General features: G+C 72.1%; 24 protein-coding genes. 16 read left to right on the top strand and 8 right to left on the bottom strand.

Annotation, left to right across the window (positions count from 1 at the left end):
- The first annotated feature begins 125 nt into the window (after positions 1–125).
- Positions 126–356 carry an SCO5555 family protein gene (locus tag ACZ5TL_RS19205; RefSeq protein WP_468591098.1) on the top strand — a complete coding sequence of 77 codons (231 nt, stop codon included), beginning with the start codon at positions 126–128 and terminating at the stop codon, positions 354–356.
- A 135-nt stretch (positions 357–491) separates the two neighbouring features.
- Entirely contained in the window at positions 492–1,118 is a 627-nt protein-coding gene (locus tag ACZ5TL_RS19200; protein ID WP_468591097.1) for an HU family DNA-binding protein, read from the top strand.
- A 71-nt stretch (positions 1,119–1,189) separates the two neighbouring features.
- Here ACZ5TL_RS19200 and ACZ5TL_RS19195 read toward each other — a convergent pair whose 3' ends face one another.
- Positions 1,190–1,393, bottom strand: coding sequence for a hypothetical protein (locus tag ACZ5TL_RS19195; protein ID WP_468591095.1), 204 nt, complete (start codon positions 1,391–1,393; stop codon positions 1,190–1,192).
- 9 nt (positions 1,394–1,402) lie between these two features.
- Positions 1,403–2,041, bottom strand: coding sequence for a 2-phospho-L-lactate guanylyltransferase (gene cofC, locus ACZ5TL_RS19190; RefSeq protein WP_468591094.1), 639 nt, complete (start codon positions 2,039–2,041; stop codon positions 1,403–1,405).
- A 159-nt stretch (positions 2,042–2,200) separates the two neighbouring features.
- Here cofC and ACZ5TL_RS19185 point away from each other — a divergent pair, with 159 nt between their 5' ends.
- From ACZ5TL_RS19185 to ACZ5TL_RS19175, 3 genes are read left to right on the top strand one after another with little or no spacing between them, the layout of a single operon-like run.
- Positions 2,201–3,025, top strand: coding sequence for a lysophospholipid acyltransferase family protein (locus ACZ5TL_RS19185; RefSeq protein WP_468591092.1), 825 nt, complete (start codon positions 2,201–2,203; stop codon positions 3,023–3,025).
- Positions 3,022–4,032: an NAD(P)H-dependent glycerol-3-phosphate dehydrogenase gene (locus tag ACZ5TL_RS19180; protein WP_468591091.1), complete on the top strand. Its 1,011-nt coding sequence runs from the start codon at positions 3,022–3,024 to the stop codon at positions 4,030–4,032. Before ACZ5TL_RS19185 ends, ACZ5TL_RS19180 begins: the two co-directional genes overlap by 4 nt.
- A 59-nt stretch (positions 4,033–4,091) precedes the next feature.
- Positions 4,092–5,249 (top strand): D-alanine--D-alanine ligase family protein, encoded by a 1,158-nt coding sequence (locus tag ACZ5TL_RS19175; protein ID WP_468591090.1) that lies wholly within the window; start codon positions 4,092–4,094, stop codon positions 5,247–5,249.
- A gap of 21 nt (positions 5,250–5,270) precedes the next feature.
- Here ACZ5TL_RS19175 and ACZ5TL_RS19170 read toward each other — a convergent pair whose 3' ends face one another.
- Both ACZ5TL_RS19170 and ACZ5TL_RS19165 read right to left on the bottom strand, forming a co-directional pair.
- Positions 5,271–5,789, bottom strand: a complete 519-nt coding sequence (locus ACZ5TL_RS19170) for a DUF3515 domain-containing protein (protein ID WP_468591089.1) — start codon at positions 5,787–5,789, stop codon at positions 5,271–5,273.
- A gap of 20 nt (positions 5,790–5,809) precedes the next feature.
- Positions 5,810–6,043 carry an Lrp/AsnC family transcriptional regulator gene (locus ACZ5TL_RS19165; RefSeq protein ID WP_007384930.1) on the bottom strand — a complete coding sequence of 78 codons (234 nt, stop codon included), beginning with the start codon at positions 6,041–6,043 and terminating at the stop codon, positions 5,810–5,812.
- A 206-nt stretch (positions 6,044–6,249) separates the two neighbouring features.
- Between ACZ5TL_RS19165 and ACZ5TL_RS19160 the strand changes: the two genes are divergently transcribed.
- Positions 6,250–7,215 (top strand): thiamine-phosphate kinase, encoded by a 966-nt coding sequence (locus ACZ5TL_RS19160; RefSeq protein WP_468591088.1) that lies wholly within the window; start codon positions 6,250–6,252, stop codon positions 7,213–7,215.
- Positions 7,212–8,036 (top strand): bifunctional hydroxymethylpyrimidine kinase/phosphomethylpyrimidine kinase, encoded by an 825-nt coding sequence (thiD, locus tag ACZ5TL_RS19155; RefSeq protein ID WP_468591086.1) that lies wholly within the window; start codon positions 7,212–7,214, stop codon positions 8,034–8,036. The genes ACZ5TL_RS19160 and thiD overlap by 4 nt, the downstream gene beginning before the upstream one ends.
- 203 nt (positions 8,037–8,239) lie before the next feature.
- On the opposite strand, the gene rpmB is transcribed toward thiD, so the two are convergent.
- Positions 8,240–8,425, bottom strand: coding sequence for a 50S ribosomal protein L28 (gene rpmB / locus ACZ5TL_RS19150; RefSeq protein WP_003993230.1), 186 nt, complete (start codon positions 8,423–8,425; stop codon positions 8,240–8,242).
- Between the two features lie 266 nt (positions 8,426–8,691).
- On the opposite strand from rpmB, the gene ACZ5TL_RS19145 reads away from it, so the two are divergent.
- Positions 8,692–10,734: a DAK2 domain-containing protein gene (locus ACZ5TL_RS19145; RefSeq protein WP_468591084.1), complete on the top strand. Its 2,043-nt coding sequence runs from the start codon at positions 8,692–8,694 to the stop codon at positions 10,732–10,734.
- 13 nt (positions 10,735–10,747) lie between these two features.
- Here the strand turns inward: ACZ5TL_RS19145 and ACZ5TL_RS19140 are convergent, their stop codons facing one another.
- Entirely contained in the window at positions 10,748–13,933 is a 3,186-nt protein-coding gene (locus ACZ5TL_RS19140) for a tetratricopeptide repeat protein (RefSeq protein WP_468591082.1), read from the bottom strand.
- Positions 13,930–15,768, bottom strand: coding sequence for an HSP90 family protein (locus ACZ5TL_RS19135; protein WP_468591080.1), 1,839 nt, complete (start codon positions 15,766–15,768; stop codon positions 13,930–13,932). Before ACZ5TL_RS19135 ends, ACZ5TL_RS19140 begins: the two co-directional genes overlap by 4 nt.
- A gap of 188 nt (positions 15,769–15,956) precedes the next feature.
- Here ACZ5TL_RS19135 and recG point away from each other — a divergent pair, with 188 nt between their 5' ends.
- From recG to mutM, 8 genes are all read left to right on the top strand, one after another.
- A complete protein-coding gene (recG, locus tag ACZ5TL_RS19130) occupies positions 15,957–18,185 on the top strand; it encodes an ATP-dependent DNA helicase RecG (RefSeq protein ID WP_468591078.1) in 2,229 nt (742 codons plus the stop codon).
- A 107-nt stretch (positions 18,186–18,292) separates the two neighbouring features.
- Positions 18,293–18,880, top strand: coding sequence for a 16S rRNA (guanine(966)-N(2))-methyltransferase RsmD (gene rsmD / locus ACZ5TL_RS19125; RefSeq protein WP_468591077.1), 588 nt, complete (start codon positions 18,293–18,295; stop codon positions 18,878–18,880).
- A gap of 26 nt (positions 18,881–18,906) precedes the next feature.
- Positions 18,907–19,386 carry a pantetheine-phosphate adenylyltransferase gene (gene coaD / locus ACZ5TL_RS19120; protein ID WP_468591236.1) on the top strand — a complete coding sequence of 160 codons (480 nt, stop codon included), beginning with the start codon at positions 18,907–18,909 and terminating at the stop codon, positions 19,384–19,386.
- 120 nt (positions 19,387–19,506) lie between these two features.
- Positions 19,507–20,598: a DivIVA domain-containing protein gene (locus ACZ5TL_RS19115; protein ID WP_468591076.1), complete on the top strand. Its 1,092-nt coding sequence runs from the start codon at positions 19,507–19,509 to the stop codon at positions 20,596–20,598.
- Between the two features lie 129 nt (positions 20,599–20,727).
- Positions 20,728–21,381: a YceD family protein gene (locus ACZ5TL_RS19110; RefSeq protein WP_468591075.1), complete on the top strand. Its 654-nt coding sequence runs from the start codon at positions 20,728–20,730 to the stop codon at positions 21,379–21,381.
- Between the two features lie 2 nt (positions 21,382–21,383).
- The gene (rpmF, locus tag ACZ5TL_RS19105; RefSeq protein WP_003951102.1) at positions 21,384–21,557 is read left to right on the top strand and encodes a 50S ribosomal protein L32; all 174 of its coding nucleotides are present in this window, start codon (positions 21,384–21,386) and stop codon (positions 21,555–21,557) included.
- 19 nt (positions 21,558–21,576) lie between these two features.
- Positions 21,577–22,389, top strand: coding sequence for a ribonuclease III (rnc, locus tag ACZ5TL_RS19100; RefSeq protein WP_468591074.1), 813 nt, complete (start codon positions 21,577–21,579; stop codon positions 22,387–22,389).
- Positions 22,390–22,497: 108 nt separating this feature from the next.
- Entirely contained in the window at positions 22,498–23,358 is an 861-nt protein-coding gene (mutM, locus tag ACZ5TL_RS19095) for a bifunctional DNA-formamidopyrimidine glycosylase/DNA-(apurinic or apyrimidinic site) lyase (protein WP_468591073.1), read from the top strand.
- On the opposite strand, the gene ACZ5TL_RS19090 is transcribed toward mutM, so the two are convergent.
- The gene (locus ACZ5TL_RS19090) at positions 23,331–23,735 is read right to left on the bottom strand and encodes a winged helix-turn-helix transcriptional regulator (RefSeq protein ID WP_468591071.1); all 405 of its coding nucleotides are present in this window, start codon (positions 23,733–23,735) and stop codon (positions 23,331–23,333) included. The genes mutM and ACZ5TL_RS19090 overlap by 28 nt on opposite strands.
- Positions 23,736–23,833: the final 98 nt, after the last annotated feature.

Here is a 23,833-nt window from a genome sequence, read left to right as displayed (position 1 = left end):
CGCCGGTGGTTGTCGGGGTACGCGAGTTGCACAGCCGTGACTTCCACGTGTGCCGGGAAGGCCGTTCGAGGCGGCAGTTGTCCCCTGCGCAGGCGACAACTCGCCCCAGATGGCACAATCTGTGCATGGAACACGACGGCCAACTCGAGCTCTATGCGGCAGTCGCGGGCCAACTCAAGGAAGCGCACGCAAGAGTGCGCGCACTGCAAGTCCCGGAGGGCGTACGGATGGCGCTGACCCGGAAGCTGCTGGTCATTACGGCCGCGGCCAAGCACGATCTCGCCGACGCGGCAAGGCGGCTGGAGCGGTTCACCGCGGACCTCGACAAGGGGTTTCTCCCCGAAGAGGAACGCTGAACCGCCGACACCGCCGAGTTGGTTGCGGCACAAGGGTGATAAGCCCGTTTCGTGTTTGATTTGCGGTATATATCTGCCTAACGTGCGAAAAAGCTTGAACACTTTCGTTCTGGCGATGTCTCCGAAGGGGAAGACGTGAACAAGGCGCAGCTCGTAGAAGCGATTGCCGACAAGATGGGCGGCCGCCAGCAGGCCGCCGACGCTGTCGACCATGTGCTGGACGCCATCGTCCGTGCGGTCGTCGCAGGTGAGAGGGTTTCCGTCACCGGCTTCGGTTCCTTCGAGAAGGTCGACCGTCCGGCCCGCTACGCCCGTAACCCCCAGACGGGCGAGCGGGTTCGGGTCAAGAAGACCTCCGTTCCGCGCTTCCGTGCGGGCCAGGGCTTCAAGGACCTGGTCAGCGGCTCGAAGAAGCTCCCGCGAGGCGGCGAGGTCTCCGTCAAGAAGGCGCCGAAGGGCAGCCTGACCGGCGGTGCCGGCGCGACGGTCAAGAAGGCCGCCGCCAAGAAGGCGACCACGAAGAAGACCACCGCCAAGAAGACGACGGCGAAGAAGGCCACCTCGAAGACGGCGGCCGCGAAGAAGACCACGGCGAAGAAGGCGCCCGCCAAGAAGACCACGGCGACGTCCAAGACCACCGCCGCGAAGAAGACCACCGCCAAGAAGGCCCCGGCGAAGAAGGCCACGGCCAAGAAGGCGCCCGCCAAGAAGTCGACGGCGCGCACGACCACCGCCAAGAAGACCACCGCCCGCAAGAAGTAGGGGCGCTCGGGTACTCATGCGCCGGGCCGGACTCCGTACGGAGTCCGGCCCGCGGCGTGTTCATGGAGTGGTCAGAGGGTCTGCAGGGTCACCAGAGTGATCCGCAAGGCGTCCTTCGGGCCCTCCACCTCGATGCGGACCCGCTGCCCCGGACGCAGCAGCCTGAGGCCGCCCGCGTCGAACGCCGCCGTGTCGAAGGGCACCGGGGTGCCGTCGTCCAGGAGCACCTGCCCGCAGCGGCTTTCGGGGTCGTACGTGTACGCGGTCGCCTGCATGGCCGCAGCCTACTGCCCGGGTATCAGCAACCGCGCGGCGGCCGCGGCCGTATGAGGGCCGACCCCCAGGGCCAGCGCGCTGCGCAGGTCGTCGCCGGTGTCCACGTCCTGGCGTACGGAATCCACGGCGGCCAGGGACAGTTCCACGGCACCGGACGCGCGGTGCCGGGCCCGGGAATCGGTGCCGAAGGCCGGGCGCAATTCCCGGTCCGGGGCGGCGGTCAGCAGGGTCGTGCCGATTGCGGCCGCATCCGCGAGAAATGCGCGCGGGAATTCACCGGCGGCGTCGAGTACCCGCTGCAATTCCCCGGGGCGCAGCGCCGGGAGGTCGGCGTTGAGCGCGGCCACCGGAGCGGCCGGGCCGGCGGACCGTACGACCCCCGCCGCGTGGGCCAGGGCGGCGTTGAGGCCGCTCCCGGGCTCGTCGGGGATGATCGCGGCGCCCAGTGCGGCCAGCTCACGGCCCGCCCGGGCGTCGTCCGTGACGACTGCCACATCCCGTACCGCGGGGCAGGCCAGCAGGGCCGCCACCGTGTCCTGGGCGAAGGCGAGCGCCAGGCCCGGCCGCAGCCCGTCGTCCGCGGTGTCCGCAAGCCTGCTCTTGGCCCGGGCCAGGGGCTTCAGGGGTACGACCAGGGTCCATTGCACAGGTGTTCCGTCCTCCTCTTGTCGCGGTCATTGTCACCCGGGGCACCGGGCGGGCGGCGTGCCGGGGCGTACGGTGTTCTCGACAGACCGGCGGCCTGGGGCGACACTTGTGCGGCCCCCCGTGGCCCCCCGCTTCAGGCCCTAGAGGAAGGTGTCCGCGTGCCCCGCCGCAGAATCGGCTTCTGGTACCGCTTCGCCGCGGTGATCTGCAAACCGCCGCTGGTGGTTCTGCTCAGGCGGGACTGGCGCGGAATGGAGCACATTCCGGCCGAGGGTGGATTTATCACCGCGGTGAACCACAATTCGCACATCGACCCCTTCGCTTACGCGCACTTTCAGTACAACACCGGGCGGGTTCCTCGATTCCTCGCGAAGAGCGGGCTTTTCAAGAAGGGATTCGTCGGCGCCGTGATGCGCGGCACCGGGCAGATTCCCGTCTATCGCGAGAGCACTGACGCGCTGAGCGCCTTCCGGGCCGCGATCGGCGCCGTGGACCGGGGAGAATGCGTCGCGTTCTATCCCGAGGGCACCCTCACCCGCGACCCGGACGGCTGGCCCATGACCGGCAAGACCGGGGCCGCGCGCGTCGCCCTGCAGACCAAGTGCCCGGTGATCCCCGTCGCCCAGTGGGGCTGCAACGAACTGCTGCCGCCGTACGCGAAGAAGCCGCATCTGCTGCCGCGCAAGACGCACCGCGTGCTCGCCGGACCGCCGGTGGACCTCACACGGTTCTACGACCGGGAGATGACGGCGGATGTCCTGAAGGAGGCCACCGAGGCCATCATGGCGGCCATCACCGTACAGCTGGAGGCGATCCGCGGCGAGAAGGCGCCCGAGACGCCCTACGACCCGCGGCGGGAACGGATCGAGCAGCGGCGCCGCACGCAGGCGCAGACACAGCGGAGCGGGCAGCAGCCGGGGCGGGCGGCGGTGCAGTCGGCACAGGCGTCGCAGCCGGCGCAGGAAGAGGGGCTGGGCAAGTGAGCAAGCCGGTCAAGGCGGCGGTTCTGAGCGCCGGTTCGTGGGGCACGGCCTTCGGCATGGTGCTGGCCGACGCGGGATGCGAGGTCACCCTGTGGGGGCGCCGCCCGGAACTCGTGGAGGCGATCAACTCCACCCGGACCAATCCCGACTACTTCCCGGGCGTCCAGCTCCCGGAGAACGTGCGGGCCACCACGGACCCCGCCGAAGCAGCGGCGGACGCCGACTTCACGGTCCTGTCGGTCCCCTCGCAGACCCTGCGCGGCAACCTCGCCGAGTGGAGCCCGCTCCTCGCGCCGGGCACGGTCCTCGTCTCGCTGATGAAGGGCGTCGAACTCGGCTCCGCGATGCGGATGAGCGAGGTCATCGACGACGTCGCCAAGGTGGGCCCGGACCGGATCGCCGTGGTCACCGGGCCCAACCTGGCCCGGGAGATCGCCGCGCGGATGCCGGCCGCCGCCGTGGTCGCCTGCACCGACGAGGCCGTCGCCCAGCGGCTCCAGGCCGCCTGCCACACGCCGTACTTCCGCCCGTACACCAATACGGACGTGGTGGGTTGCGAACTGGGCGGAGCCGTGAAGAACGTCATCGGCCTCGCCGTCGGCATCGCGGACGGCATGGGCCTCGGCGACAACGCCAAGGGCTCGCTCATCACCCGCGGTCTCGCCGAGACCACCCGGCTCGGGATGGCGCTCGGCGCCGACCCGCTGACGTTCTCCGGACTCGCGGGCCTGGGCGACCTGGTGGCCACGTGCTCCTCGCCGCTGTCGCGCAACCACACCTTCGGCACCAACCTCGGCAAGGGCATGACCCTCCAGGAGACCATCGCGGTCACCAAGCAGACCGCCGAGGGCGTCAAGTCCTGCGAGTCGGTGCTGGATCTGGCCCGCCGGTACGGTGTCGACATGCCGATCACGGAGACGGTCGTCGGCATCGTGCACGAGGGCAAGCCTCCGGTGGTCGCCCTCAAGGAGCTGATGTCGCGCAGCGCGAAGCCCGAACGACGCTGAGCGACGCGGCTCCGGGGGCGCTGTATCCCGGCCCTACCAACGGGTACTCTCAACGCGATATGAGCACCGAGAACCTCCCCCAGAGCCCCGAGCAGCCGCCTCGCAAGCCGCGTGTGGCCGTCGTGTTCGGCGGGCGCAGCTCCGAACACGGGATCTCCGTGGTCACCGCCGGCGCCGTCCTCAAGGCCATCGACCGGACCAGGTACGACGTCCTGCCGATCGGCATCACCCAGGACGGCCGTTGGGCGCTCACGGCGGACGAACCGGAGCGGATGGCGATCGTCGACCGGCGCCCGCCGAGCGTCGACGCGCTCGCCGAGTCCGACGAGGGCGGGGTGATCCTCCCGGTCGACCCCGCCAACCGCGAAGTCGTCTACAGCGAGCCGGGATCGGTGCCCAAGGCGCTCGGCGAGGTCGACGTGGTCTTCCCGGTGCTGCACGGCCCCTACGGCGAGGACGGCACCCTCCAGGGCCTCCTGGAGCTCTCCGGCGTCCCGTACGTGGGGTCGGGCGTGCTCGCCTCGGCCGTGGGCCAGGACAAGGAGTACATGAAGCGGGTGTTCGCCTCCTTCGGGCTCAAGGTGGGCCCGTACGTGGTGATCCGGCCGCGTGAGTGGGAGCAGGACGAGACGGCCGCCCGCAAGAAGATCGTGGACTTCGCCGGCGAGCACGGCTGGCCGCTGTTCGTGAAGCCCTCGCGCGCGGGTTCGTCGATCGGCATCACCAAGGTCGACGACCTCTCCGGACTGGACGAGGCGATCGCCGAGGCCCGGCGGCACGACCCGAAGTTCCTCGTGGAGGCCGCGTTGCGCGGCCGGGAGATCGAGTGCGGCGTCCTGGAGTTCGAGGACGGCCCCCGGGCCTCCGTGCCCGCGGAGATCCCCGCTCCCGAGGCGCACGCGTACTACGACTTCGAGGCCAAGTACATCGACTCCACGCCCGGCATCGTGCCGGCGCCGCTGACGCCACAGGAGACGGCCGAGGTGCGGCGCCTGGCGGTCGACGCCTTCGAGGCGGCGTCCTGCGAGGGCCTGGTCCGCGCGGACTTCTTCCTCACCGAGGACGGCGAGTTCGTGATCAACGAGATCAACACGATGCCCGGCTTCACGCCCATCTCGATGTATCCGCAGATGTGGCAGGCGAGCGGGGTGAGCTACCCGGAGCTCATCGACCGGCTGGTGCGGGCGGCGCTGCGCAGGTCGACGGGTCTGCGCTGAACCGGCCCTGAGGCACGGCGCTCAGGAGGCGATCCCCTCGGGGATCGCCTTCTTGACCGCGGCGGCCAGATCGATCAGCACCCCGGAGCTGTCCGGCCCCTCCGGCACGCGCACTTCCACGTACGCCTCCCGGTTGGCGGTGGTGAAGACGTGCCCCCCGTCGTCCTGCTTCTCCATCAGCCAGTCGACCCCGTTCACACCCCCGGCGACCGCATCCGGGTCATGCCCGTCGGCCACCTTCGGATCGACCATCTTCGGCGGCTGCGGAACACCGCAGCGAAGTATGATCGCCGGGCTGCCCCAGCCCGCCGTCAGTGCCGACGCGGGCTCGGGATCCTCGCGCCGCTCACCGTCCACCCGCGCGGGCAGTACCTTGTCCAGGTTCCGGCACAGTTCCGTGACCTTCGCGCCCGGACTGGGAACCGCCGCCGACGCGCCGTCGTCTGCTGAGGAACAGCCCGCGGCAGTGATCAACAGTGCGAGAGCGGGCAGGCGGAACACGCGGAAGGCACAAGGGTGCCGGTGACGGAGAGAGTTCACCGGCTCAGGGTAGACGGGGGCTACAGATGGACGACCGGGCAGGTCAGGGTGCGGGTGATGCCGTCCACCTGCTGGACCTTGGCGACCACCAGGCGACCGAGATCGTCGACGGTGTCGGCCTGCGCCCGCACGATCACGTCGTACGGTCCCGTCACGTCCTCGGCCTGGATGACCCCAGGGAGCTTGCTGATCGTCTCGGCGACGGTCGACGCCTTGCCGACCTCCGTCTGGATCAGGATGTACGCCTGTACCACGGAACCTCCAGGGCGGCCACGAGGATCATGTGGGGAAAAGGAACGCCACGGTATCGCGTCGCCGCTCACCGCGGGGAGACCTGTGGGGACCGGGTCTTGCGTGCCGGGGTACAGGTCGGGCACAACGTGACGGTCACTTCGACCGTAGCGAGGACTGAGATGCCTCGCGACCGGGCACGAACAGGGACAGAAGGGGAGAAAGGGCAATGAAGGGCACTGTTGGTGAGCTCGGTGAGTTCGGGCTCATCAGGGAGCTCACCTCCCGTCTGACCACCACCCCGGCGGTCCGGGTCGGCCCCGGCGACGACGCCGCCGTGGTGGCCGCGCCCGACCGCAGGGTGGTGGCGAGCACGGACATCCTGGTGGAGGGCCGGCACTTCCGCCGGGACTGGTCGACGGCCTACGACGTGGGCCGCAAGGCGGCCGCGCAGAACCTCGCGGACATCGCCGCCATGGGTGCCGTACCGACCGCGCTGCTGCTCGGTCTGGTCGTCCCGGCCGAGCTGCCGGTGACGTGGCCGAGCGAGCTGATGGACGGCCTGCGCGACGAATGCCAGGTGGCGGGTGCCGCCGTGGTCGGCGGTGACGTCGTACGCGGCGACTCCATCATGGTGTCGATCACCGCGCTCGGCGATCTGCGCAACCAGGAGCCGGTGACGCGGGCGGGCGCACAGCCCGGCGACCTCGTCGCCGTGACCGGCTGGCTGGGCTGGTCGGCGGCCGGCTACGCGGTGCTGGCCCGGGGGTTCCGCTCGCCGCGGGCGTTCGTGGAGGCCCACCGGCGCCCCGAGCCGCCGTATCACGCGGGTCCGGCCGCCGCCGGGCTCGGGGCGACCGCGATGTGCGACGTGAGCGACGGGCTGATCGCCGACCTCGGGCACATCGCCGAGGCCAGCAAGGTACGGATCGACGTCCGCTCCGGGGCGATCGACATACCGTCCCAGATGAACGACATCGGGCAGGCCGTCGGTGTCGACCCGATGCAGTGGGTGCTGACCGGGGGAGAGGACCACGCGATCGTGGCGACCTTCCCGCCGGACGTGAAGCTGCCGGCCCGCTGGAAGGTCATCGGCGAGGTCCTCAACCCCTCGGCACTGCCCCAGGTGACGGTCGACGGGGCGCCGTGGACCAGCAAGGGCGGCTGGGACCACTTCGGGGACCTCGAGTCATGATCCCCCATGTCCTCACGGTGGCGGGCTCCGACTCCGGCGGAGGCGCCGGCATCCAGGCCGACCTGAAGACGATGCTCGCGCTCGGCGTGCACGGCATGAGCGTCATCACGGCGGTGACCGCGCAGAACTCCCTCGGCGTGCAGGGCGCTTGGGAACTTCCGGTGGAGGCCGTGCGCGCCCAGTACCGCAGCGTCGTCGACGACATCGGCGTCCAGGCGGTGAAGACCGGCATGCTCGCCTCCGCCGAACTCGTGGAGGCGGTGGCCGACTTGATCGCGGGGACGGACGCCCCGGCGGTCGTCGACCCAGTGGGCGTCTCCAAGCACGGCGACCCCCTGCTCGCCGCGTCCGCGCTGGACGCCGTCCGTACGAAGCTGCTGCCGGCGGCGACGGTCGCCACGCCGAACCTCGACGAGGTCGCCCAGCTGACGGGCGTGCGCGTCGAGTCGGAGGGGGAGATGCGGCGGGCCGCGGCGGCGGTGCTGGGCTTCGGCCCGCGCTGGGTGCTGATCAAGGGCGGCCATCTCTCCGGGGACGCCGTGGACCTGCTCACGGACGGTTCCGAGGAGCACTGGCTGCGGGCGCCGCGGCACGACAACCGCCACACCCACGGCACCGGCTGCACGCTCGCCTCCGCGATCGCCTCACGGCTCGCGAAGGGGGACTGCGTACCGGTGGCGGTGGCGGCGGCGAAGGAGTACGTCACCGGGGCCGTCGAGGCCGGGTTCGCGCTCGGCGGGGGCATCGGTCCGGTGGATCATGGCTGGCGGTTCCGGGGCGGGGCTGAGCGCCGAGGTGCCGCGTCCAGGGATGGGGCCTGAGCGGTCGAGGCACGGCTTTCGGGAGGCGGTTCCTCGAGTCCGGACGCGGTGTTCAGGGGGCGGCCTCCTGAGTGTCCGGGCCTGAGCGTCCGGGCACGGGGTCCAGGGGCGGCGCCCCTGATCCCGGGCACCGCAAAGAGCCGGTCCACCAGGGGTGGACCGGCTCTGCAGCGAACCAGCAGTGGCCGCGCGCTAGCTGAGCGTCAGCGCGAGACCTTGCCGGCCTTGATGCACGAGGTGCAAGCGTTCACGCGCTTCGGCGTCCCGCCCACCACGGTACGCACACGCTGGATGTTCGGGTTCCAGCGACGGGACGTACGGCGGTGCGAGTGCGAGATGTTGTTGCCGAAGCCCGGCCCCTTGCCGCAGACGTCGCAGTTGGCAGCCACGGGTCACTCCAAAGACTTCAGATGCACTTACGGTTGATCCCGGCATGCCGGGATCGAGATCCTGCGACTCCAGGAGCCGGTGAGATCTGAGTGGCGCTGCCAGGGGGAAAGCCCGATCAGATCGGGCAACCGGAGCAGCATACAACGGCTGCACCCGTACAACGAAACTAGCACGGCAGCTCAGGGGCCCGCCCTCGGCCCTCTTCCGGTGGAGAGCGCTCCGGGGTCTACGCTGCGTGCCACGTCCAGCAGCTCAGGGAGGCGCGGTGGCGCAGGTGCCGCAGACATTCTTCGATGCTCTCGCGGTGCGCACCTGGTGCGGTCTCGCGCTCGAGACCCTGGGGCGGGCGCGGGAGGAGATCGACGCGATCAACGTCTATCCGGTCGCGGACGGGGACACCGGTACGAATCTCTATCTGACCGTGGAGTCCGCGGTCGGCGCGGTCGAGGCGGTGTTCGCGGGGCACGCGGCGGGCCCTTCGGGCGTGGCTGACTCCGGCGTGGAGGGTCCGACCCTCGCCGACGCCGCCCGGGCGATGGCGCACGGGGCGCTCATCGGTGCCCGGGGGAACTCCGGGACGATCCTGGCGCAGCTGCTGCGCGGCATGGCCCAGGTGCTGGCCGGCGACGACACCGCCCGTGCCGACGGTCGGGGCCTGCGGCTCGCGCTGCGGCACGCGGCCGACTCCGCCCGCCAGGCCGTGGCCCATCCCGTCGAGGGCACCGTCCTCACCGTCGCCACGGCCGCCGCCGACGCCGCGGACCGTGCCGAGGGCGACTGCGGGACGGTGGCCCGTGCGGCCTACGAGGCAGCCCGCACGGCCCTCGCCGCGACCCCGGGCCAGCTGCCCGTCCTGGAACGCGCCGGGGTGGTCGACGCCGGCGGGCGCGGGCTGGTGGCGGTGCTCGGGGCGCTGGTGGAGACGTTCACGGGGGAGAGGCCGCGGGCGGTGACGGCGAGTGCGGTGACGGGCGCGGGCGGCGCGGCGCCCGCAGTGAGCGTGCCGGGGGCCCGGGGCTCCGGGCCCGTCGCCTCTCCGGGACCGAAGGGGGCGCACGCGCGCGTGGCTCCCGGACAGGCCGGCGGGCCGCCGACACCGGGCACGCGCCCCGGCCCGGCCGACGGCCCCAGCGGGGGCGTGGCGCCCGCCGGGGCGGGCAGCCCGGAGCCGGAACCCCGTACCGGTTCGGCGGACGGCCCCTACGGAGGCCCGGGGCCCGCCCAGGTGGACAGCCCGGGGTCAAGATCCCGTACCGGCTCGGCCGACGAGCCGCAGGCACGCGTGGAATCCGCCGTAGGCCTCGCCGAATCCGTCGCAGGCCCCGCCCCGGCCGCCGGCGAGACGGAGGAGTGCGGCGACAGCGGCGGCCAGCCCGGTCATGACGGCCCCGCCTTCGAGGTGATCTACCTCCTGGAGGCCGAGGACGCCGCCGTGACGCGGCTGCGGGAGCGGCTCGACGGCCTCGGGGACTCGCTCGTCGTGGTCGGCGGGGACGGGCTGTGGAACGTCCACGTCCATGTCGACGACGCGGGCGCCGCCGTCGAGGCCGCCATCGAGGCCGGGCGGCCGTACCGGATCCGGATCACGCACTTCGGCGCCGGTGACGTGCACACCACCGGCGCCGAGCGGCCGCCCCGGGAGCGTGCCCAGCGGGCCGTCGTGGCCGTCGTGCCCGGCGAGGGGCTGGCCGGGCTGTACACCGAGGCGGGCGCGACGACCGTGCTCGCCCGCCCCGGGGAGCCGCCCGCGAGCGGAGAGCTCGTGCAGGCCGTACGGCGGGCCCACGCGCGCGAGGTCGTGCTGCTCCCCAACGACGCCGAGCTGCGCCACACCGCCGCGGCGGCGGCCGAGCAGGCCCGTACGGAGGGCATCCGCGTGGCCCTCATCCCGACCCGCTCGGCGGTCCAGGGCATCGCGGCGCTGGCCGTGCACGAGCCGGAGCGCCGTTTCGACGAGGACGTCGTGTCGATGACCTCGGCGGCCGGTGCCACCCGCTACGCCGAGGTCACCGTCGCCGAGACCCAGTCCTGGACGATGGCCGGCATCTGTCAGGCCGGTGACGTCCTCGGGCTGATCGACGGCGACGTGGCCGTGATCGGCTCGGACGTCACGGCCACCGCCGAGACCGTCCTGGACCGCATGCTCGCGGCCGGGGGCGAGATGGTCACCCTGGTGCTCGGCGACGAGGCGCCCGACACCGTCGCCGAGCACTTGGAGGGACGGGTCCGTGAGGGGTACCTCGCCGTCGACACGGTCGTCTACCGGGGCGGACGGCAGGGGGCGCTGCTCCTCATCGGCGTGGAGTGAGCGGGACCGGCGGTCAGTCGTCCGCCGCGAGGCGGAGCATCTGCTCCGCCTCCGCCCGCCGGGCCCGCACCGCCGAGCGGCCCGCACCGTCGGCCCCGGTGGTGTCGAAGCCGTCGTAGGCCTCCAGCACCGCACGCGCGCGTGCCATCGCGTCGGCGGGGCGGTCCAGCTCGATCTCCAGCCAGCCCGCGGTGAGTTCGGCGCCGGTACGACTGTGCAGGGCGTCGTCGCCGAGGGAGGCGAACACCTCTGCGGAGCTGCGCAGTTGGGACAGGGCTTCCTCGAACACGGCCCGGACGCAGGCGTCGTCGGCGTCCCCTGAGACGGATCGGGCCAGGAGGTCACCGAACTGCCGGTGAGTGTCGCCGAGTTCGGTGACGTACTGCTGCCGCGACTCCTCGTCGGCTGCCGTACCCCGCGCCGCCTCGCACTCCCGGAACGCGTCCGCCATCAGGCCCCGGGCCTGCGCCAGGCCGTCCGGTGCACGCAAGGCCGTCCAGGCACGGGCACGCAGGGAGCGGATCAGGCCTTGGGCGTTGCCGAGTTCGCGCCACAAGTCCCCCGCGCGCGCGTAGGCCCGGTCCGCCTCTGCGGCCATGCCGGCCTGCCCGAGGGACTCCCCGGCCAGGTGGGCGAGGGTCGCGTGGTCGTGCTGCTCGGGCCAGGTACGGGCGATCTCGGCGGCCCGCAGCCGCCGTTCGGCAGCCGCGCGGTGCTCGCCGAGTTCGCTCAGGCAGTCGCCGAGCCACCACAGCGTCTGCACGACCGCCCCGTCGCCGTGCGTCTCGGCGGTCAGGTCGGGCAGCGCCGACTCCAGCACCTCGGCGGCCTCGGCCCACCGCCCCTGCCGTAGCAGGAATCCGCCGAGCTGCTGCCGCGCCCAGGCGCCCAGCGTCGCCCCCTCGCCCCCCTCGTCGGCCCAGTGCGCCGCCTCCAGGGCGTGCTCGGCTGCCTCCACGACCTCGCCCCGGCCGCCCGTCAGCTCGGCGAGCTGGAGGTGCAACTGGGCCCGTCCGGGCGCCTCCAGATGCGGCCCGCCGTGCTCCAGGGCCGCTCGCAGCGCCCGTTCCGCCTCCGCCATGTCGCCGAGGTGGTGGGCCAGGGAGGCCAGCCGGGCCTCGTACTCCACCGCGAACCACGGCAGCCCCGCCGCGACGAACGCCGCCGCACCCCGCGCGAACAGCTCCGCGGCCGTTTCCAGGTCCCCGGCCAGCCCCGCCAGCTCGGCGAGCATCGCCTGTGCCTCGGCGGCCCGCGCCGCCAGTCGCACGTCCTCGTTGTCCCGTCCGTCGACGAGCGCGAGAACCTCCCGGACGGCGGCTTCGGCCTCGGCGTGCGTGGTCTCCGGCCCGGCTTCCGGGGTGTGGGTGTGCGTGGTCTCCGGCCCGGCTTCCGGGGTGTCGGCGTACATCGCCTCAGGCCCGGAGCTCCCCGCTTCGCCGCGTGCGGTGCCCGGCCCGGAACCCCCGCGCTCGGCGAGCACGATCTCCGGCCCGGCCTCCGAGCTCTCGCCGAGCATGGCCTCAGGCCCGGAGCCCGTGACGTGGCCCGGCACCCCGTCGGGGCCGTCGCTCCCGGCGTCGGCCGGAACCGCCTCCGCGCTCAACCCCCCTGCCGCGTGCGCCCGGCGCACCAGGATCCGGGCCCTGCCCATCAGGACGGACGCCGTCTGCCGTATCCCCGTGTCGCCGGCGGCGTACAGCGCGCGGATCTCCTCGCAGGGCCCGGCCACGGCCGCGACCGCCCCGTCCACGTCACCGGCCAGCGCGCGGACATACGCCGCGCGCGAGCGCGCCGCCAGGGCCTCGCCCGGGTCGCCCGCCTCCGCGTACAGCCCGGCAGCCTCCTCGAACAACGCCGACCCCTCGGGGCCGAGGCCCATCGCCGCGTGGTCGGCGATCTCGGCCCGGTCGCGCGGGTCCAGCTCGGCGCCCTCCGCGGCCTCGGCGACCGCGGCCCAGGCCTCCATGGCGTTCGGCTGCAGGTGGTCCGACAGGCGCCGGGCCTCGGCCAGCAGCGCGGGCAGATCCGGCTGCCCGGTGGCGGGGGCCGGGACCGCCGGGGGAGCGGGCGGCGGGGCCGGCCGTACCGACCGCACGCCCAGGGGCAGCCGTTCCGCCAGCGGCTTCCGCGCCATACGCGCGCGTGCCCGCTCGCTGACGTGCGTCGTGCCGTTGCGCTCGTCGAAGCGTCCCGCCAGCGCGAGAGCTTCCGCACGCGCGTGTGCGGCGAGTTCGCGGGCGGTCCACTCCCGGCCGGCCGGGCCGGGCACCTGCCGGTCGCCGAACCCGAGCCCGGTCAGGCGGTCCATGAGCAGCGCCACCACGCTCATGAAGTCCAGCTTGCTCTGCGGGTGCCCGTCGTCGGTGAAGTACGCCGGCCGCTCGGCGAGCAGCTCCAGCCCGCGCGCCTCGTTGCCGGTCAGCGCGCAGAACTCCACGTGGTCCGCGTACGCGCCCCGCATGCTCTCCATGGCCCGTACGAGCCGGAAACCCCGCAGATGGCCGGCCCGGGCCTCGTCCGGGCGGCCCAGCCGCAGCAGCGGCACCAGGGAGGACGCGAGGACCGTGTGCGGCTCGTGGGCGCAGGTGTACTCGCCCTCCAGCACCGGCCGCCACAGCTCCAGGGCCTCCGCGTCCCTGCCCAGCTCCGCCTGCCACCAGCCCTGCGCGTGCAGCTCGCACGCGTGGCAGTCGGCCATGTCGTCCCGGTCGGCGGCCAGCCACGCGGCGTACGCCCGCTCGGCCCGCGCCACGTCCCCGACATGCGCGGCCACATGGTGCTCCGCGCTGCGCACCGCCCGCTCGGAGTGCCCGGCGAGCCGGTAGCGGTGCTCCATCTCGCCGAGCCACTTCTCGATCGAAGCGAGCGGGATGTGCGGCTGATCGAGCATGCCGGACGACACCCACTTGAAGACCCAGTGCAGCGCGTGGGTCTCGTATGCGTCGAAGTCCTCGGGCCGTTCGTCCCACATGCGCAGCAGACGCGCGAAGGGGACGAACATCTTGCCCTTCTCGGAGCTGTAGTTGTAGACCTTCAGCTGGTGTCCGAGCGCCTCGATCACGGCGAGCGGGATGTTCAGCTTCTCGGCCGCCGTCAGCAGCTCCTCCGCGCGCGCGTTGCGGGCCGGTCCCTCGGGCTGGTCGGAGTTCTCCGCCATCGCCCGGCGCAGGGCGTCGAAGTCCGTGATCTCCCTCATGCCTGACCGTCCTCGCTGTGCGTGGCCCACTCCAGGAGGCCGATGAACGCGCGGTTGAGCAGCGCCGAGTCGGCGGGTCCGAGCGGCCGCTGCGCCATCAGCAGTGCCTGCCCGTACAGCGACTCCGTGGCGGTGCCGATCAGCTCCGGGTCGTGCAGCGAGCTGATCCGCCGGACCAGCGGGTTGAGGTGGTTGAGCACCAGACGCGCGCGGGGAGCGCTGTCCCGCAGCGAGCCGAGAATGCCCGCCCACAGGTCGTCGGCCTGCTCCTCGGCGTCCGCCCGGGCCTGTTCGTGCCGGGCGTCCCGGTCGTCGAGGTGCAGCGCGGGCACGGAGAGCGGGTGGAAAGCCCGCAGCACGACGTCGCAGCCGAGCGGGTCCAGCCGGGCCCGCGCGGCCGCCAGGAAACCGGACACGGCCAGCTCCTCCGACGGATCGACCGCGTCCAGATGCGCGGTCACCGTCTCCGCGTCCAGCTCGGCGACGACGGTCCCCGGCCGTACCGAGGGCAGCGCCTCCACCAGCTCGCTGTCGTACGTGTAGCCGCCGTTGATCACGCCGATGCCCTGCGCCGACGCGATCGGCGCGACCTGCCGGTATTCCTCCACCGTCCGCGTGAAGTGCACCACCGGGTGCCTTTGTGCGAACTCCTCCAGCGACAGCCGCCCGTCGGTCGTCTCGAACGGCAGCCACGGCAGCATCGTGCGCAGCATCTCCCGGTCGTGCCGGGCCAGCGACTTCACGCCCAGGTGGTGCACCGACAGGAACGCCGCGAGCCGCTCCGGATCACCGGCCGCCAGCCCCGTCAGCCAGGCGCGGATCCGCTCGCCCAGCACCTCCCGTACGGCCGCCAGCGTCTCGTCCTCGTACAGCGACTCGCGCGAGGCCGTGGGCCGCAGACTGTCCGTGTCGAGCACACAGCGCACGAAGAACGCCCAGTCGGGCAGCAACTGTTCGGCCCGCTCGGTCAGCAGCATCCCCTTCAGGTGCACACGGTGCCCCGCGCGCTGGGCCGGGCTGACCGCCGACGGCAGCACGTACGCCACCCCGCGGACGCCGGCCAGCGGCACGGACAGGTCGACCGTGTCCAGCGGTGTGAAGCCGAACAGATCGTGGCAGTGCCGGGCGAGGGCGACGCGGCGGGCGGCCGGGCCCGGAAAGGGACGGTCCCAGGGCGCCGGGAGGTCGGTGACCGCCTCCTCGCCGACCCGGACGTCGTACGGCAGCAGCGACCCGAAGTCCCGGGCCAGCGCCTCGACCCGCTCGGGCGCGAGCCACTCCGCCGCCCCGGCCCGGGCCATCAGGTGCACGGTGGTGCCCGGTTCGGTCCGCTCGGCGTCCGGCAGCGTCCGCACGGTGTACGAACCGTCGTCGGACGCCGTCCACTCCACCGGCGGCGCTCCGGGCGTACGGGCGCTGCGGCTGACCACCCGGATCCGCTCGGCGACGACGAAACAGGCCAGCAGGCCGATGCCGAACTGCCCGAGGAAGTCCGACCTGGCCTCCTGGAGTCCCTCGGCGCGCTTGGAACTGCGCCCGATGGTGGCGAGCAGGCTGTGCACGTCCGCCTCGGTGAGGCCCACGCCGGTGTCCTCGACACGCAGGGCGCCGCCCTCCGCGTACAGCCGCACCCGGGCCGGAGCGTCGGGTTCCGTCGCGCGCCGGGCGGTGATGGCGTCCACGGCGTTCTGCAGCAGCTCCCGCAGATACACCTTCGGGCTGGAGTAGAGGTGATGGGAGAGCAGGTCCACCAGACCACGCAGGTCGACCTGGAACGTATGCGGTGACTGGGGCGAATGGGATGCCTGGGATGCCTGTGAGTTCTGGGAGTCCATCTTCACGGCGCCGGTGGGGGACTCGCGACGGCGCGGGGTCGGGCGGTCCCGGTGGGGCGGTGACCGCGAAAGAGGGCCGGGAGCGCGTCATCCTAAGGCCCGAACCAGCCGCCTGACCAGGGATTTCCGGGATCTTTACGACGACCGCGGCCGCGGCCTGCGGGCCGCTGTCAGTGGCGTGGTGTGCAATGGATCTCGTGCCCGCACTGGAAGAACCCCTGCGACAACCGCTGAAGTCGGTGCTCGGCCCCGCCACCGCGAAGGTGATGGCCGAGTATCTCGGCCTGCTCACCGTCGGCGACCTGCTCCACCACTACCCGCGCAGGTACGAGGAGCGCGGCCAGCTCACCCATCTCGCCGACCTCCCCATGGACGAGCACGTCACGGTGGTCGCCCAGGTCGCCGACGCCCGGCTGCACACGTTCGCCTCCGCCAAGGCCCCGCGCGGCAAGGGCCAGCGCCTGGAGGTCACGATCACGGACGGCAGCGGCCGCCTCCAACTGGTCTTCTTCGGCAAAGGCGTTCACAAGCCCCACAAGGAGCTCCTGCCGGGCATCCGCGCGATGTTCGCGGGCAAGGTCTCCCTTTTCAACCGCCGCCTGCAACTCGCCCACCCCGCCTACGAGTTGCTGCGCGGCGACCCCGAGGAGTCCGTCGAGACCTGGGCGGGAGCCCTGATCCCGATCTACCCGGCCACCGCCAAGCTGGAGTCCTGGAAGATCGGCAAGGCGCTCCAGACGGTCCTTCCCACCGCACAGGAGGCCCTCGACCCGCTCCCGGACTCCCTGCGCCGGGGCCGCGGCCTGGTCCCCCTCTCCGAGGCCCTCCTGAAGATCCACCGCCCGCACACCAAGGCGGACATCGAGGAAGCCCGCTCCCGCCTCAAGTGGGACGAGGCCTTCGTCCTCCAGGTCGCCCTCGCCCGCCGCCGCCACGCGGACGCCCAACTCCCCGCCGTCCCGCGGAAACCCACCCCGGACGGCCTCCTCACGGCCTTCGACGCCCGCCTCCCGTTCACCCTCACCGACGGCCAGCAGCGGGTCTCCCGGGAGATCTTCGACGACCTGGCGACCGACCACCCGATGCACCGGCTGCTGCAGGGGGAGGTCGGAAGCGGAAAAACAATGGTCGCCCTGCGCGCCATGCTCGCCGTGGTCGACGCCGGCGGTCAGGCCGCCATGCTCGCGCCCACCGAAGTGCTCGCCCAGCAGCACCACCGGTCGATCGTCGAGATGATGGGCGAGCTGGCCGAGGGCGGCATGCTGGGCGGGGCCGAGCAGGCCACCAAGGTCGTGCTGCTCACCGGCTCCATGGGGGCCGCGGCCCGCCGCCACGCCCTGCTGGACCTCACCACCGGCGAGGCCGGCATCGTCATCGGCACGCACGCGCTGATCGAGGACAAGGTGCAGTTCCACGACCTGGGCCTGGTCGTGGTCGACGAACAGCACCGCTTCGGCGTCGAGCAGCGCGACGCCCTGCGCGGCAAGGGCAAACAGCCCCCGCACCTCCTGGTCATGACGGCCACGCCCATCCCGCGCACGGTCGCGATGACGGTCTTCGGCGACCTGGAGACCTCCGTCCTCGACCAGCTCCCGGCCGGCCGTTCCCCGATCGCCAGCCATGTCGTCCCGGCCGCGGACAAGCCCCACTTCCTGGCCCGCGCCTGGGAGCGGGTCCGCGAGGAGGTGGAGAACGGCCATCAGGCGTACGTGGTCTGCCCCCGCATCGGCGACGAGGAGGACGACCCGAAGAAGGCCGGGAAGAAGAGGCCCGCCGGATCCCCGGAGGACGCCGCGGAGAAACGCCCGCCGCTCGCCGTCCTCGATGTGGCGGACCAGCTGGGCAAAGGCCCGCTGCGGGGCCTCCGGGTCGAGGTCCTGCACGGCAGGATGCACCCCGACGACAAGGACGCGGTCATGCGCCGCTTCGCCGCCGGCGAGACCGACGTCCTGGTCGCCACGACGGTCATCGAGGTCGGCGTCAACGTCCCGAACGCCACCGCCATGGTGATCATGGACGCCGACCGCTTCGGCGTCTCGCAGCTCCACCAGTTGCGTGGCCGCGTGGGCCGTGGCTCGGCCCCCGGCCTCTGCCTCCTGGTCACCGAGATGCCCGAGGCGAGCGCCGCCCGCCAGCGCCTCAACGCGGTCGCCTCCACCCTCGACGGCTTCGAGCTCTCCCGCATCGACCTCGAGCAGCGCCGCGAGGGTGACGTCCTCGGCCAGGCCCAGTCGGGCGCCCGCACCAGCCTGAGGGTGCTCGCGGTCATCGAGGACGAGGAGATCATCGCGGAGGCCAGGGAGGAGGCAGCGGCTGTCGTGGCGAAGGACCCGGAGCTGACCCGCCTTCCGGGCCTGCGCACGGCACTGGAGGCCCTGCTGGACGAGGAGAGGGAGCAGTATCTGGAGAAGGGGTGACGCAGGGCCCCCGAGGGGCGCGGGGCCGGAGTCCCGCTGCGGCTACCGCCGCGCGGGCGCGACCAGCCACACTGATACGTGAAGCCGTCCACGACCAAGGACCACAGATGACCCGCGTGATCGCCGGCGCAGCCGGCGGGCGCCGCCTGGCCGTCCCGCCAGGAACAGGAACCCGTCCCACCTCGGACCGTGCCCGCGAGGGCCTCTTCTCCACCTGGCAGTCCCTCCTCGGCGGCCCTCTGGACGGCGAGCGCGTCCTGGACCTCTACGCGGGATCAGGAGCCGTCGGCCTGGAGGCCCTCTCCCGCGGTGCCGGCCATGCCCTCCTCGTCGAGGCCGACGCCAAGGCCGTCCGCACGGTCCGCGGCAACGTGACGTCCCTCGGACTCCCCGGCGCCGAAGTCAGATCGGGCAAAGCGGAGCAGATCATCCGCGCGACACCCCCCGGCGTCCCGTACGACCTCGTCTTCCTCGACCCCCCGTACGCCGTCACGGACGACGATCTTCGGGAGATCCTCCTCACACTCCGCTCGGCAGGCTGGCTCGCCGAAGAAGCCCTCGTCACCGTGGAGCGCAGCACCAGGGGCGGGGCGTTCCGATGGCCCGAGGGTTTCGAACCCCTCCGGGCCCGTCGCTATGGCGAGGGAACGTTTTGGTACGGTCGCGCCGCCTCTACGTGCGAAGACGCACGATGACCGGACCGGAGAGCGAGGGAACACCAGTGCGCCGCGCCGTCTGTCCCGGGTCGTTCGACCCGATCACCAATGGACACATCGACATCATCTCCCGCGCCTCCAGACTGTACGACGAGGTCTACGTCGCGGTGATGATCAACCAGGCCAAGAGAGGCCTGTTCGAGATCGAGGAGCGGATCGACCTGATCCGCCGGGTCACCGCCGAGTACGGCAACGTCCGTGTGGAGGCCTTCCACGGCCTGCTCGTCGACTTCTGCAAGCAGCGCGAGATCCCCGCCATCGTCAAGGGCCTGCGCGCGGTCAGCGACTTCGACTACGAGCTGCAGATGGCCCAGATGAACAACGGCCTCTCCGGCGTGGAGACCCTCTTCATCCCCACCAACCCCACCTACAGCTTCCTGTCGTCCTCCCTGGTCAAGGAAGTCGCGACCTGGGGCGGGGACGTCTCCCACCTGGTGCCCGCCGAAGTCCTCCAGGCCCTCACCGAGCGGCTGCGGAAGGAGTGAACGCGCCCCGGGCGCCGCATGGGAACTGACACCTCGTCACCCGGTGTTCCCCGGCGACCCCATGGCCGTACAGTCGTCCCGTCCGTCTCCAACGCATCTGTAGAGAGTGGCGAGCACACGGTGGACGTGCAGAAGAAGCTCGACGAGATCGTCGCCGCGGTCTCCGGCGCCCGGTCCATGCCCATGTCGGCCTCGTGCGTGGTCAACCGCGCCGAACTGCTCTCGATGCTGGAGGAGGTGCGCGCGGCGCTGCCCGACTCGCTCGCCCAGGCCCAGGAGCTGATCGGCGGCCGCGAGCAGATGGTCGAGCAGGCCCGCCAGGAGGCCCAGCGGATCATCGAGAGCGCGCACGCCGAGCGCGGCTCGCTCATCTCCGGCACCGAGGTGGCCCGCCGCTCCCAGGCCGAGGCCGACCGGATCCTCAGCGAGGCCCGCCAGGAGGCCGAGGAGATCCGCGCCGAGGCCGACGAATACGTGGACTCCAAGCTCGCCAACTTCGAGGTCGTCCTCACCAAGACCCTCGGCTCCGTCGGCCGCGGCCGCGAGAAGCTCCTCGGCACCGGCCCCGGCACCGACGAGCAGGGCTACGAGGACGAGGACGCTCCCGAGCGCAGCCACGACCCGGAGACCCAGCGCCGCAGCGCCGACGAGTACGTCGACGTCAAGCTCGGCGCCTTCGAGGCGGTCCTCGCCAAGACCCTGGAGGCAGTCGGCCGCGGCCGGCAGAAGCTGCACGGCCGGATCGCCACGGACGACCTCGGCGCCCTCGCCGGCGACGCGAGCACCGTCCAGCACTCCAGCGACGCCGACTACCTCGCCGACCTCGTCGCCCTGGCGGAGCAGGAGCCCCCGGCCGAGCGGCCCGCCCAGGAGCCGGACTACGGGCAGCCGCAGCCGGCGTACTCCCCCACCTCCGGCTACGCTCCGGCGGGAGGTGCCCCCGTCCAGCAGCAGCCCGACCCCTACGGCGGCTACCCGCAGCAGGCCTACGCCGCCCAGCAGGACCAGTACGGCTACCAGCAGGCCGATCCCTACGGCTACCAGGGCTACCACCCCCAGCAGGCCGCCTACGAGCCGAACCAGGCCCAGCACCAGCAGCAGCCGCAGCAGGACCCCCAGGGATACGGCCTCGACGAGACCAGCCTGTTCGACACCAGCATGATCAGCGCCGAGCAGCTGCGGGCCTACGAGCAGGGCCGTGGCCAGGGCTGAGCACCGGATTGGGCCGACAGCGAAAGGTCCAGTATCCTGGCTCTTCGGTCGCGCGTACGTCCGCGATCAACGCTGCCCGGAACACCGAAGGGCGGCGCCCCCCTCAGCTACAGCAGACCGAAAGCAGGAATGGCCCTGAACGCCCGCCTCGACCACCGAAACCCCCTCGTGTTCGACACGCACGAGCTGGGCCGGCGGCCTGGTGCGCTGCAGCGCCTGACCCGCACGGTCGACGCCCCCAAGGACTTCGGTATCAAGGGGGTCATCGGAGTGCCGGAAGGCGCCCCGGTGGAGCTCGAACTCCGTCTGGAGTCGGTCATGGAAGGGGTGCTCGTCACAGGCACCGCCCGTGCCGCGGCCGAGGGGGAGTGCGTAAGGTGTCTGGAGCCGCTGGAGCAGCAGCTCGAAGCGGATTTCCAGGAGATGTTCTCGTACCCTGACGCCGATGACCGGGGCCGCGTGATCGCGGAACCGGGCGACGACGCCGAGGACGACGAGGACAGGCTCTTCCTCGAGGACGGCCTGTTCGACCTCGAGCCCGTGCTGCGTGATGCGGTGGTGCTCGCACTGCCGATGCAGCCGGTGTGCCAGGAAGACTGCCCTGGTCTGTGTGCCGAATGCGGCGCGCGGCTGGCGGACGACCCGGACCACCACCATGACGCCGTCGACATCCGTTGGGCGGCTTTGCAGGGACTCGCCGACACCATGTCGGACGGCGAGAAGGACGAGATGAGCGGCGGCGCGCCTCAGTCAGCACGCGCCGACGAGAAGCAGGAGAAGTAGCCGTGGCTGTTCCGAAGCGGAAGATGTCGCGCAGCAACACGCGCCACCGCCGGTCGCAGTGGAAGGCTGCGGTCCCCACCCTGGTTGCGTGCGAGCGCTGCCACGAGCCCAAGCAGCAGCACATCGCGTGCCCGTCGTGCGGCACCTACAACAAGCGCCAGGTCCTCGAGGTCTGAGCGGCTGGTGAGAGGCACTGTGTCTACGCCGAAGAAAAACTCTGCGGACAACCAGGCCTCGTCCCACACGCTTCTGGAAGGGCGGCTCGGCTACAAGGTCGAGTCCGCCCTTCTGGTGCGAGCACTGACCCACCGGTCGTACGCGTACGAGAACGGCGGTCTGCCGACCAACGAGCGCCTGGAGTTCCTCGGGGACTCCGTCCTCGGCCTCGTGGTCACGGACACGCTGTACCGCACTCACCCCGATCTGCCCGAAGGCCAGCTGGCCAAGCTGCGGGCCGCGGTGGTGAACTCGCGCGCACTCGCCGAGGTGGGCCGCGGGCTCGACCTGGGCTCCTTCATCCGGCTCGGCCGCGGTGAAGAGGGCACGGGCGGGCGGGACAAGGCGTCCATCCTTGCCGACACCCTGGAAGCGGTGATCGGCGCGGTCTATCTCGACCAGGGCCTGGACTCGGCGGCGGAGCTGGTGCACCGCCTGTTCGACCCCCTGATCGAGAAGTCCTCGAACCTCGGAGCCGGCCTGGACTGGAAGACCAGTCTCCAGGAGCTCACCGCGACCGAGGGGCTCGGCGTTCCCGAGTACCTGGTCACGGAGACCGGCCCCGACCACGAGAAGACCTTCACTGCTGCCGCCCGCGTCGGAGGCGTCTCGTACGGCACCGGCACCGGCCGCAGCAAGAAGGAGGCGGAGCAGCAGGCCGCCGAGGCAGCGTGGCGGTCCATCCGGGCCGCCGCGGACGAGCGCGCCAAGGCGGCCAAGGACGCCGAGGCGACGCAGACGGCGGCGGCGCACGCCGCCCACACGGCCGTCGACGGCAGCGTCGACGGCTGACAGCCGCCCGCCCTCACCCGGCGGTCGGCACAGCACAGCGCACCCGAGCGCCCGCCCCTGCCCGGGGCGGGCGCTCCGGTCATCCGCAGGTACGTGACGGGGGACCCCATGCCCGAGTTGCCCGAGGTCGAGGTCGTACGGCGCGGACTGGAGCGGTGGGTCGCCCACCGGACCGTCGCCGAGGCCGAGGTCCTGCACCCGCGCGCGGTGCGCCGCCACCTCGCGGGCGCCGACGACTTCGCGCACCGCCTGAAGGGCCACCGCATCGGCGTCCCGAGCCGCCGCGGCAAGTACCTGTGGCTGCCCCTGGAGGACACGGACCAGTCGGTCCTGGCCCACCTCGGCATGAGCGGCCAGCTGCTGGTCCAGCCGCACACCGCCCCGGACGAGAAGCACTTGCGCGTCCGCGTCCGCTTCACCGACGCCCTGGACACCGAACTCCGCTTTGTCGACCAGCGCACCTTCGGCGGCCTGTCGCTCCACGAGAACACCCCGGACGGGCTGCCCGACGTCATCGCCCACATCGCCCGCGACCCGCTCGACCCGCTCTTCGACGACGAGGCCTTCCACACGGCGCTGCGCCGCAAGCGGTCCACGATCAAGCGGGCCCTGCTCGACCAGTCGCTGATCAGCGGCGTCGGCAACATCTACGCGGACGAGGCTCTGTGGCGCTCCCGCGTCCACTACGAGCGCCCGACCGCGACCTTCACCCGGCCGCGCACCCTGCAGCTCCTGGGCCATGTGCGGGACGTGATGAACGCGGCCCTCGCAGTGGGCGGCACCAGCTTCGACAGCCTGTACGTCAACGTCAACGGCGAGTCGGGCTACTTCGACCGGTCGCTGGACGCGTACGGCCGTGAGGGCCTGCCGTGCCGGCGCTGCGGCACGCCGATGCGGCGGCGGACCTGGATGAACCGGTCGAGCTACTTCTGCCCGACGTGTCAGCGGGCGCCGCGCGTCGCGTCGTAACGCTCGCGCGCGGCGAGCACGTCGTCCATTTGCCCCTCCACGAAGTGGATGAGGCTTCGCAGCCGCTCGGCGACCCCGCGCCCCAGCGGCGTCAGTTCGTAGTCGACGCGAGGTGGATTGGTCGGCTGCGCCTCGCGGTGCACCAGGCCGTCGCGCTCCAGGGCGTGCAGCGTCTGGGACAGCATCTTCTCGCTGACGCCGTCGACGCGGCGGCGCAGCTCGTTGAAGCGCAGTGAGCCCTCGTACAGGGCGCCGAGCGTGAGTGCGCCCCAGCGACCCGTGACGTGCTCCAGCGTGCCGCGCGAGGGACAGGCCTTGGCGAACACGTTGTACGGGAGGTCGTCCAGCCCCTCCGTGAACTCCGGGGTGGTGGTCATATGCCCAGCGTACGCCAACGCAGCGCTAACCAACAGGTTGCACTAACCAAAAGTTAGTGCTTTCCTTTGGTTATCGTCAGTGACCTGCCTACTCCAGG

This window comes from Streptomyces sp. NPDC033136 (assembly GCF_055578235.1).
Note: the sequence above shows the minus strand (reverse complement) of the source record. Positions and strands in the feature narration are given on the sequence as shown.

What these genes read in the sequence shown, in the direction of transcription:
- ACZ5TL_RS19205 (WP_468591098.1), top strand. Translation starts at nt 126, where the DNA reads ATGGAACACGACGGCCAACTCGAGCTCTATGCGGCAGTCGCGGGCCAA.
- ACZ5TL_RS19195 (WP_468591095.1), bottom strand. Translation starts at nt 1,393, where the DNA reads ATGCAGGCGACCGCGTACACGTACGACCCCGAAAGCCGCTGCGGGCAG.
- ACZ5TL_RS19175 (WP_468591090.1), top strand. Translation starts at nt 4,092, where the DNA reads ATGAGCACCGAGAACCTCCCCCAGAGCCCCGAGCAGCCGCCTCGCAAG.
- ACZ5TL_RS19160 (WP_468591088.1), top strand. Translation starts at nt 6,250, where the DNA reads ATGAAGGGCACTGTTGGTGAGCTCGGTGAGTTCGGGCTCATCAGGGAG.
- thiD (WP_468591086.1), top strand. Translation starts at nt 7,212, where the DNA reads ATGATCCCCCATGTCCTCACGGTGGCGGGCTCCGACTCCGGCGGAGGC.
- ACZ5TL_RS19140 (WP_468591082.1), bottom strand. Translation starts at nt 13,933, where the DNA reads ATGAGGGAGATCACGGACTTCGACGCCCTGCGCCGGGCGATGGCGGAG.
- ACZ5TL_RS19135 (WP_468591080.1), bottom strand. Translation starts at nt 15,768, where the DNA reads ATGGACTCCCAGAACTCACAGGCATCCCAGGCATCCCATTCGCCCCAG.
- recG (WP_468591078.1), top strand. Translation starts at nt 15,957, where the DNA reads ATGGATCTCGTGCCCGCACTGGAAGAACCCCTGCGACAACCGCTGAAG.
- rsmD (WP_468591077.1), top strand. Translation starts at nt 18,293, where the DNA reads ATGACCCGCGTGATCGCCGGCGCAGCCGGCGGGCGCCGCCTGGCCGTC.
- ACZ5TL_RS19110 (WP_468591075.1), top strand. Translation starts at nt 20,728, where the DNA reads ATGGCCCTGAACGCCCGCCTCGACCACCGAAACCCCCTCGTGTTCGAC.
- mutM (WP_468591073.1), top strand. Translation starts at nt 22,498, where the DNA reads ATGCCCGAGTTGCCCGAGGTCGAGGTCGTACGGCGCGGACTGGAGCGG.
- ACZ5TL_RS19090 (WP_468591071.1), bottom strand. Translation starts at nt 23,735, where the DNA reads ATGACCACCACCCCGGAGTTCACGGAGGGGCTGGACGACCTCCCGTAC.